This is a genomic window from Vibrio sp. 10N.222.49.C9 (genome assembly GCF_041474985.1).
GTDB classification, from domain to species: Bacteria; Pseudomonadota; Gammaproteobacteria; order Enterobacterales; family Vibrionaceae; genus Vibrio; species Vibrio crassostreae_C.
This window is the reverse complement of the sequence record NZ_JBFRVD010001516.1, coordinates 1-497: the sequence shown is the minus strand read 5'-3', so window position 1 is coordinate 497 and position 497 is coordinate 1. Positions and strand designations below refer to the sequence as shown.

Genomic DNA, 497 nt, shown 5'->3' with positions numbered 1-497 from the left:
CTAGTGAAGAATGCGGTGGGCTTTAGTGGTGAGCGTGGTGATCAGTTTAAGATTAGCCAGTTACCTTTCCAAAGTGTGGTAGAGATCGCGAAGGTTGAATTGAAGTGGTACGAACAACAGGATGTTGTGACGCTGGCTCGCTATCTAGTGTCGCTCATTCTTGGTTTGGCACTGGTGTTCATCGGTCTTAAGCCTCTTGTGCGATTCATGATAAACGGCACGTCGAAGCCTCAATCAGAAGTGATTGAAGGTAGTGCGGCTGAAATGGCGAATGATGAAGCGAAGATGAAGCAGGATGAGTATCTGCGCTCCTTGGGTATCAGTAGTGGTGGTCTAGGTGCGTTTGATATTGACCTACCTGATTCAGAGTCACCAATACAAGATCAGATACAGCATGCTCAGAAACTTGTAGAGCGAGATGCTGATAGAGCGATAGAAGTCTTCAAAACGTGGATGGCAACAAAATAATGGCGACAGAAGAAGTAAAAGAATACCAA

Annotated in this window: 1 protein-coding gene; it reads left to right on the top strand. The window is 45.7% G+C overall.

The annotated features are described in order from the left end of the window. Positions 1–468, top strand: a 468-nt coding sequence (locus tag AB4585_RS29035) for a hypothetical protein (RefSeq protein ID WP_372172259.1), incomplete at its 5' end; no start/stop codon positions are given. Between the last annotated feature and the right edge of the window lie 29 nt (positions 469–497).